8 protein-coding genes, 2 pseudogenes and 1 other annotated feature are annotated in these 7563 nt (G+C 68.1%); of the genes and pseudogenes, 1 reads left to right on the top strand and 9 read right to left on the bottom strand.

Annotated elements, in window-relative coordinates; translation table 11 throughout:
* Nucleotides 1-17: 17 nt before the first annotated feature.
* Nucleotides 18-148 (bottom strand) — a sequence feature (AL1L pseudoknot).
* From MHY29_RS12430 to MHY29_RS01120, 8 genes and pseudogenes are all read right to left on the bottom strand, one after another.
* A pseudogene (locus MHY29_RS12430) lies at nucleotides 136-374 on the bottom strand (transposase); the annotation flags it as partial. (Overlaps the previous feature by 13 nt.)
* A 100-nt stretch (nucleotides 375-474) precedes the next feature.
* Entirely contained in the window at nucleotides 475-873 is a 399-nt protein-coding gene (locus MHY29_RS12425) for an SDR family NAD(P)-dependent oxidoreductase (protein ID WP_370643416.1), read from the bottom strand.
* A 75-nt stretch (nucleotides 874-948) separates the two neighbouring features.
* Nucleotides 949-1323 (bottom strand): DUF2255 family protein, encoded by a 375-nt coding sequence (locus tag MHY29_RS01145; RefSeq protein WP_239237983.1) that lies wholly within the window; start codon nucleotides 1321-1323, stop codon nucleotides 949-951.
* A gap of 57 nt (nucleotides 1324-1380) precedes the next feature.
* Nucleotides 1381-2238, bottom strand: coding sequence for an aldo/keto reductase (locus MHY29_RS01140; RefSeq protein ID WP_239237982.1), 858 nt, complete (start codon nucleotides 2236-2238; stop codon nucleotides 1381-1383).
* A 5-nt stretch (nucleotides 2239-2243) separates the two neighbouring features.
* Nucleotides 2244-2675, bottom strand: coding sequence for a cupin domain-containing protein (locus MHY29_RS01135; RefSeq protein ID WP_239237981.1), 432 nt, complete (start codon nucleotides 2673-2675; stop codon nucleotides 2244-2246).
* A gap of 44 nt (nucleotides 2676-2719) precedes the next feature.
* Nucleotides 2720-3178: pseudogene (locus MHY29_RS01130) on the bottom strand (aldo/keto reductase); the annotation flags it as partial.
* Between the two features lie 133 nt (nucleotides 3179-3311).
* Nucleotides 3312-4190, bottom strand: a complete 879-nt coding sequence (locus MHY29_RS01125) for an aldo/keto reductase (protein WP_239237979.1) — start codon at nucleotides 4188-4190, stop codon at nucleotides 3312-3314.
* Nucleotides 4191-4320: 130 nt separating this feature from the next.
* Nucleotides 4321-5433 (bottom strand): FAD-dependent monooxygenase, encoded by a 1113-nt coding sequence (locus tag MHY29_RS01120; protein ID WP_239237978.1) that lies wholly within the window; start codon nucleotides 5431-5433, stop codon nucleotides 4321-4323.
* Nucleotides 5434-5559: 126 nt separating this feature from the next.
* Between MHY29_RS01120 and MHY29_RS01115 the strand changes: the two genes are divergently transcribed.
* Nucleotides 5560-6294, top strand: a complete 735-nt coding sequence (locus MHY29_RS01115) for a TetR/AcrR family transcriptional regulator (protein WP_239237977.1) — start codon at nucleotides 5560-5562, stop codon at nucleotides 6292-6294.
* Nucleotides 6295-6523: 229 nt separating this feature from the next.
* Here the strand turns inward: MHY29_RS01115 and MHY29_RS01110 are convergent, their stop codons facing one another.
* Nucleotides 6524-7495, bottom strand: coding sequence for a GNAT family N-acetyltransferase (locus tag MHY29_RS01110; protein ID WP_239237976.1), 972 nt, complete (start codon nucleotides 7493-7495; stop codon nucleotides 6524-6526).
* Between the last annotated feature and the right edge of the window lie 68 nt (nucleotides 7496-7563).

Genomic DNA, 7563 nt, shown 5'->3' with positions numbered 1-7563 from the left:
GCGGCGTAGTACGTGCTCGGTGCGATCTGCGTGCCCGCTGCGGTCAGCGTGGTGCAGATCGGCTCGACACCGAACTCGTGCTTGTGCTCGTCGATGTATTCCACGATCACCGGTGTGGGCGTCTCGAGCATCCGCCGCGAAGAAAGCCGAGGCCGAGCGCAGGATCGCGTTCGCCCGCCGCAGCTCCCGGTTCTCCTTCTCCAGCTCGGCCACCCGGGCGGCTTCGCTGGTCGTGACCCCAGGGCGGTGACCTTTACGATCTCGGCTTGGCGGACCCAGTTGCGCAGCGTCTCAGGGTTGATCCCGAGCTGTTCTCCGACGCGGCGGAACGCTCCAGACCTCGTGGCGGGGTCTTGACGGGCTTCGAGGGTCATCCGCGTGGCGCGTTCGCGGACCTCGTCGGGGTATTTCCGTGGTGCTGGCATGCTCTGCATCCTTCCGTTGGATCAGAGCCTCCACCAGACCCGGGGCGATTCAAGAGTTGACGACCCGCGCTCCCCATGCAGCTAGCAGCGGGTACAGGCGCGCGATGAGGGCGAAGTGGCCGAGGTGGTTGACCGCGAGCTGGCCCTCCCAGCCCGGGCCAACGCGGCGCAGCGGCGTGGCCATGACGCCTGCGGCGGCGATCACGACGTCGAGGCGGCCGGCGATGCCCCCGACAGCCTCGGCAGTGCGGGCAACGGAGCCCAGGTCCCCGAGGTCGAGGCCGGCTACCTCCTCGACCCCGTCCGCCGCCGGTGCCGAGCCGGGACGCCTGACCGGTGCAATCACCCGGGCACCCGCTCGTACGAGGGCCTCGACAGTCTCAGAGCCGAGGCCGGACGAGCCGCCGGTGACCAGGGCGACCCGACCGGTCAGGTCGACGCCCTCCAAGGCGTCGGCGGCGTCGCTGACCGCGTCGAGGCCGATTGATGCTGGTCCTGAACGCTCATCGCATCGTCCTCTCGTTCATCGGGGGTCGACGCGCACGGTGGCCGCCCGAGCCCGGTCGGAGACCATCGACGGCAGGTAGGCGCTGCCGGCGTACTTCGTGGAGTAGGCGGCGTCGATCCTGTCCTGCAGGTCCGCGTCGTCGACTGGAGCGAACCCGACCTCGTGCTCCTCACCGGCGGCGGTGACCCTCCCGGCACGCTGCGCGAGCGCGGACTGGTACCAGCGCCCATCCACTCCGTTGTAGGCCCGGACGTAGACGACGTCGTCGACGACGACGGACCAGATCCAGGTCAGGGTCCCGGGCGTGCGCCCGTCGGCGCGGTAGGGCGCGACGTGGAAGTCGTCGGCCTCGGCAATGCGCTGCAGCTGCTCGGGTGTCCAGGTGCTCATGGCGTTGGTTCTCCTTTCGTATGCGTCCGCCGCCGGCCCGCGGCGGGGACGCGGCTGTCATTTGCCGCTGTAGACCGGGAAGGCGCTGGATTCGCCGTAGTCCTGGGCGTGCAGGTCCTTCAGCGTCGCCATGTCCTCGTCGTTGATCTCGAAGTCGACCTGCGCGTTGGAGCGCATGTGGTCGGGGTTCGCGGTCTTGGGCAGCGACACCGCGCCGAGCTGGATCGTGTAGCGGATGCACAGCTGCGGAACGCTCACTCCGTACTTGGCGGCCATCGCCTTGACGTCGGCGTTGTCGAGGATCTCGCCGTGCGCGATGGGTGAGTACGCCTCGACGCGGATGCCCTTGGACTCGCAGTAGTCCAGCAGCTCGGTCGGCGTGTTGCCGGCGTGGACGAGCAGCTGGTTCACGTGCGGTGTCACGGTCGCGGTCTCCAGGAGGCTGTCGAGGTCGGATTGCAGGAAGTTCGACACTCCGATGGCGCGGAGCTTGCCCGCCTGGTGCGCCTCCTCCAGCGCCTTCCAGGCCTGCCGGTTGCCGTCGGCGTAGTCGCCGCCGCGGAAGTCCTCCCACGGCTGCGGGGCGTGGATGAGCATCAGGTCGATGTAGTCCAGTCCCATGGTGGAAAGCGAGCCGTCGATGGCGGCGACCGCGCCCTCGTAGTCCTTGATCTCCGCCGCCAGCTTCGTGGAGACGAACAGCTCCTCGCGGGCGACGCTGGAGGTGCGGACGCCTTCGCCGACGCCGCGCTCATTGCCGTAGGCCTGGGCGGTGTCGATGTTGCGGTAGCCGATCTCGACCGCCGACCGCACCGCCTCGGCGGCCTTGTCGTCGTCGATGAACCAGGTGCCCAGTCCCAGCTTGGGGATCTCGGTACCGCCGGTCAGCGTGTAGGTCTCGTTCAGGATGCTCATGATGGTCACTTTCCGTCGTGGGTGGGCAGCTGGCCGTACACCTCGTCGGTGACCGGCTCGAGCCATTCGTTGCTGACACCCTCGCCGGGGGTGATGAAGGCCAGGTGGGAGAACCAGGAGTCGGCTTTCGCGCCGTGCCAGTGCTTGGTGCCGGCCGGGACGCGGATCGCGGTGCCCGGGACCATGCTGACCGGTTCTTCGCCCTCGGCCTGGTACCAGCCGGACCCGGCGGTGCAGATCAGGACCTGGTCGCCGCCGCCGTTCTCGCCGTGGTGGATGTGCCAGTTGTTGCGGCAGGCGGGCTCGAAGGTGATGTTGTTGACGGGGACGCTGCCGTCGACGACCGGGGCGTTGTAGCTCTGGCCGATGAAGTACTGGGCGAAGGCGTCGTTGTGCTCCCCGGTCGGGAAGTCCTGGTCGAATCCGTTGTCACCCATGTGTCTCTCCTTGGTTGCGTTGAATTGGATTGTGGTTGTTGCGGTCACCAGGCGTAGGACTGCGGGGCGGTCCCGGGTCCGGGCCAGATGCGGTCCAGCTCCGCCAGCGTCTCGGCGTCCAGCACGATCTCCGAGGCGGAGACCGTGGCCTCCAACTGCGCCGTCGTCCGGGAGCCGGCGATGACGGCCGTGACGGCGGGCTGGTGCAGCAGCCAGGCCTGCGCGACCTCGGCCGGGGCGTGCCCGATCCGGTCGCACAGGGCTTCGTACTCGGTGAGCTGGCTGGCGAGTTGCTGGCGCTGCTGCTGCGCGCCGTCGCTGGCGCGGCGCACGGCGTCGGGGCCGGGGTGACGCCCGGCGAGCACGCCGCGGGCCAGCGGGCTCCAGGGCAGGAGGCCGACGCCGAAGTGCTCCAGCGCGGGGATCATCTCCTGCTCGATCGCTCTGTTGGCGAGGTTGTAGAGGCTCTGCTCCGACACCAGGCCGTGCCCGGCCCGATCTTTGAGTTGCCGCTGGTGATCAGGGCGACCCTTCCGTCCAGCATTCCCATGCGGTGCTCCACGTCGTGGCGGGCGCCTTGTCCGGTTGCCCCAACCGGAAGAAACGCCCGTGGCGTTCCTTCCGGCTGGGCTTGGATCACGCTTCGGGAACCTCGATGCCGAACGCGTCGAGGTCGAGCTCGTCGGGGACCATCGTCATGCCCTGCTCCAGAGAGTCGATGCGGGTGATCTCCTCGGCCGAGAGCTCGAAGTCGAAGACGTCGAAATTCTCGGCGATGCGCGCCGGGCGCACGGACTTGGGGATGACCTGGCGGCCCTCCTGGATGTGCCAGCGCAGCATCACCTGGGCGGGCGTCTTGCCATGCGCCTTCCCGATCGCGGCGATGGTGTCGTTGGTGAGGGGCGTGTCGCCATCGCTGTAGGTGCGCAGGCCCCCGATAGGCGACCAGGCCTGAGTGATGATGCCGTGCTCGCGGTTGAAGTCCTGTAGCTCGCGCTGCTGGGTGTAGGGGTGCACTTCGATCTGGTTGACTGCCGGGACGACGTCGGTCTCAGCCAGCAGCCGCTCCAGGCGGACCGGCAGGAAGTTGCTCACCCCGATGGCGCGCACCTTGCCGTCGGCCAGCAGTGTTTCCAGGGCCTTGTAGGCCTGGATCGTCTTGTCGAAGTACTTCGGGTAGGCCTGGTGCAGGATCAGCAAGTCGATCTGGTCGACGCCGAGCTTTGCGACGCTCTTCTCGAAAGCGTGCAGGGTCTGGTCGTAGCCGTAGTCGACCACCCAGACCTTGGTCTCGAGGAACACGTCCGAGCGCGCAAGGCCCGAACGCTTGAGCGCCTCGCCGACGCCCTTCTCGTTGCCGTACGCGGCGGCGGTGTCGATGTGGCGGTAGCCGGTCTCGAGCGCTGTCTGCACCGCGTCGGCGGTCTCCTCAGGCGGGGTCTGGTAGACGCCGAATCCGATTTGCGGCAGTTCGACGCCGTTGTTGAGGGTGAAGTGAGGCTGGGGAGTAGTCATGTTGGCTCCTTCCGAGAGCTCGAGGATGTAAGCGGATATGTTGCATCCACCTGAACCAGGCTAGCACGCATCCGGACACTGTCAATCCGTTTTTCGGTGGGTTGGGGGCCGAGGGTGTGGCATTCGACGGTCATCCGCGCGCGAAGGATCGACTGAAGCTCTGGCCGGACTGGACCAGTCGTCGGGCCGGCCCGAGCCGGTCTCGCTCGTAGGAATCCAGCGCATCGGGAACCTGGCTGGGCGTCACTGCGCGGAGGGCCTCGCCGAGGGCGGCCGCGTCGTCGAGGGCCGCCGCGAAGCCACTGCCTGTCATCGGTGTGGGCACGTGTGCGGCGTTGCCAACCAGTGCCGCACGTCCGCGGACCAGCCGGTCGGGGACGTACTCGGCGATCGGGGTCGCGGTGATGGCGCGGCGTCGGGCGCTGTCCGTGATAGCCGCTGACCACGGCACGGACCACGCCCCGCGCGCTCGATCCGGGAGCTCGCGATAGATGAGCTCCGACACGTCGGAGGCGCGGATGGAATGGCGCACGACCCCGTCGCGAACCGCGCCGGTCGAGACCAACAGCTCGGTTCGGCCGGCGTCGTACCAGGCCCAGCCCAGACGCCGCATCCCCGGCCGCAGGCTTCCATCGGGCCCAGGAAGGGGGTAGCCGAGCAGGACATGATCCCCGCTGGACTGAATGTCCAGCCCGGCGGGCCACGATCCGTGCAGGTCCAGGTCGTGCTCGCGGGCGATGCCGACCCAGAGCAAGTAGCCGGCGAAGTCGGCGTCCGGCCGCTCCGGAGCAACATACCGTCGCACGAGGCTGCGGTGACCGTCCGCACCGATCAGCACGTGGGCCCGATGCTCGGTGCCGTCGTCGGTTCTGGCCCACACCGCGCGCTCATCCTCACCGACGGACACCACCTGCCGGCCTTCCAGCAGCGAGATGGAGGGATCGGCGAGCACCGCCTGGGCGAGCCCGTCGCGCAGATCCTCCCACGCCACGGGCTGGGAGCCGTGGGGTCGGTGCCCCGGTCCGGCAAGACGATCGAGCACCACCGCTGCGGCCTCGATCCCGATCACCTCTTCGAGATCCGCCGGATGAGCCGCGAGGGCAGCGCCGCTGCGCCGTCCGGCCGCGCGCTCCACGACGGTGACCTGCGCGCCGATCCGCGCCAGGGCCAGCGCGCTCGTCAGACCCGCGAGGGAACCTCCGACGACCAGGGCACGCAACCCGTCCACCACTTCGCTCCTCATGGCTGACTGCCTCCTCTTTCGTCGTACCTACAGGACTCGTCCGCGATCCGGATTCCGAGCATCCGGATAATCCCAGTTTAGCGCACATACGGATACGCGGCATCCGCTTCATGTAGGGTGGGGAGCATGACTTCCACCAGTGCGACCGAACAGAAGCTGCGCAAGGATGCCGCCGCGAACCGAGAGCGCCTGCTCACCGCTGGGCGCGAGCTCCTCGCCCGACGCGGGCTTGGGGTCACCCTCAACGATGTCGCTCACCATGCCGGTGTCGGCGTGGGCACCGCCTATCGACGCTTCTCGAACAAGGAGGAGCTCATCGACGCGATCCTGGAGCGACAGAATGAGGAGATTGAGCAGATCCTCCACGCGGCGCTGGCAGAACCGGACCCCTGGACGGGGCTCGTGCTGTACCTCGAGCGTTCCCTGGCCCTGCAGGCGCAGGACCGAGGGATGGCGCAGATCTTCGCTGGCAGGCACGGCCGACGGACCAAGTACGACGAGAGCCGGGACCGGTTGGCACCCTTGATCAACCGGGTCGCGGAGCGTGCGCGCGACGCCGGGGCGCTGCGGGCCGACGCGACCGGCACTGACCTGGTCTTCCTCCAGATCGCGTTGAGCACGGTGGCGGCCGTCGCCCAGGATGGAGCCTCACTCGAGGGACGCGAGGATGCCGAGCAGCTGTATCGCCGATACCTGTGGATCGCCCTCGACGGGCTTCGCGCGGACGGCCCGACGTCACAGCTGCCCATCCCGGCGCTTACCACGGCCCAGACCCACACACTGCTCCAGCCGACGAGGCCAGAGCAGGACGTCATCCGCGCCGATGCGGCTGACGACGATGACATGGAGAGCACATCGTGAGCCCATCCTTCTACGAGTCGCTGGGCTTCGCGCTGCTCGGTGATGGTGTGCCCGGGCGAGCGTTCGTGCGGTTCGCTAACTGACAGCGATCCCAGACCATCCGACACCTCGGGTCCATAGCTGCCCCACTGAGGTATACCCGGCTGGACGCCTAACGCGCCTGTCGAGATGCAGCGAAGGTTTCTGTAGAGATGCAAGGAAGACCGCACAGTGCAACTCGGTGAACTCTTCATGATTCGATACGCATGCCACCTGGCCCGGACTCCGCGTACTCCCGCCAGCCAACCGGCGGAACCAGGGCTAGCCAGAACGGTTCGAGGACGAAACCGAGCGCCTCGTTCATCCGACGCGACGCCGTGTTCACCGCCGCCCCGCCCGTGCCCCAGACACGGACCCCGTCGGCATAGGTGTCCAGAACGGAGCTGGCCTTCACCGCCTGAGCGACTCCCTGGCCGCGCCACCGCCGATCCACGGCCGTACGGTCGACCTCCCACCGCTCCTTCGCCTGCACCACCACGGTGAAGCCCACCAGCTCACCGCGGTGGAAGGCTCCGAAGGCTCGAGCGTCTCCACCAGCGATCCGGGCGGAGAGGTCGGCCGGCAGCGGGTCGTGATGCGAGGCGGGCGTGTGGGGAAAGTCAGGGGCGACCAGGCCGTCCAAAGCCTCCAACCGCACAAGGTCCTCGGCTCCGAGCTTGCGCACGCACAGCCCTCGTTCCTCCGCGTCCTGCACTCGGCACGTGTAGGGGCTCAGATCCGCCTCGTCGCCCAGATGCAACCGCGCTCCCCAGGACGTGGACTCCACACTCCAGCCCGTGTCGAGCAAGTGTTGGGCTTTCGGGTCATCTTCACGGAGCACGCGGGCCTCGGCTGCGCGTCGGGGTATCGGCCGCATCAGCATCGGCGGCACCGACGCCCCGTAGACGTGGGGGAACAGGGGCGAGGTCGGATCATGCAGGTCACTGGGTTCTCGGCGTACGTGCAGGCCCGCTGCAGTCAGGGCCTCCTCCTCCATCGCGACGACGAATGCGTCTGGTCGATCCGAATAGAGGGCTGAACCGACCCGGTTGACCTGAGCGGCGTCCTCGGAGGCGTGAAGAAAGCCCGCCGCTGCCATGGTCACTCCACGGGTCGAGGCAAGGTACTGGCCGCTGTTCCGCGCTGCAGCCCAGTCCTCCGGCAGGGTGATGTGCACGATCATGAGCGGAGCGTAGCGGTTGCCCTCCCCTAGGGCGTGTCTGACTAGCGTTGTTCCACGGGAGCCGAGTG

It is taken from the genome of Micrococcus sp. ACRRV, from assembly GCF_022346985.1.
GTDB classification, from domain to species: domain Bacteria; phylum Actinomycetota; class Actinomycetes; order Actinomycetales; family Micrococcaceae; genus Micrococcus; species Micrococcus porci.
This window is presented reverse-complemented; position numbering and strand designations above follow the sequence as displayed.

Coding starts and splice junctions, on each gene's coding strand:
- MHY29_RS01140 (WP_239237982.1), bottom strand. CDS start 2,238: ATGAGCATCCTGAACGAGACCTACACGCTGACCGGCGGTACCGAGATC.
- MHY29_RS01145 (WP_239237983.1), bottom strand. CDS start 1,323: ATGAGCACCTGGACACCCGAGCAGCTGCAGCGCATTGCCGAGGCCGAC.
- MHY29_RS01115 (WP_239237977.1), top strand. CDS start 5,560: ATGACTTCCACCAGTGCGACCGAACAGAAGCTGCGCAAGGATGCCGCC.
- MHY29_RS01125 (WP_239237979.1), bottom strand. CDS start 4,190: ATGACTACTCCCCAGCCTCACTTCACCCTCAACAACGGCGTCGAACTG.
- MHY29_RS01120 (WP_239237978.1), bottom strand. CDS start 5,433: ATGAGGAGCGAAGTGGTGGACGGGTTGCGTGCCCTGGTCGTCGGAGGT.
- MHY29_RS01110 (WP_239237976.1), bottom strand. CDS start 7,495: ATGATCGTGCACATCACCCTGCCGGAGGACTGGGCTGCAGCGCGGAAC.
- MHY29_RS01135 (WP_239237981.1), bottom strand. CDS start 2,675: ATGGGTGACAACGGATTCGACCAGGACTTCCCGACCGGGGAGCACAAC.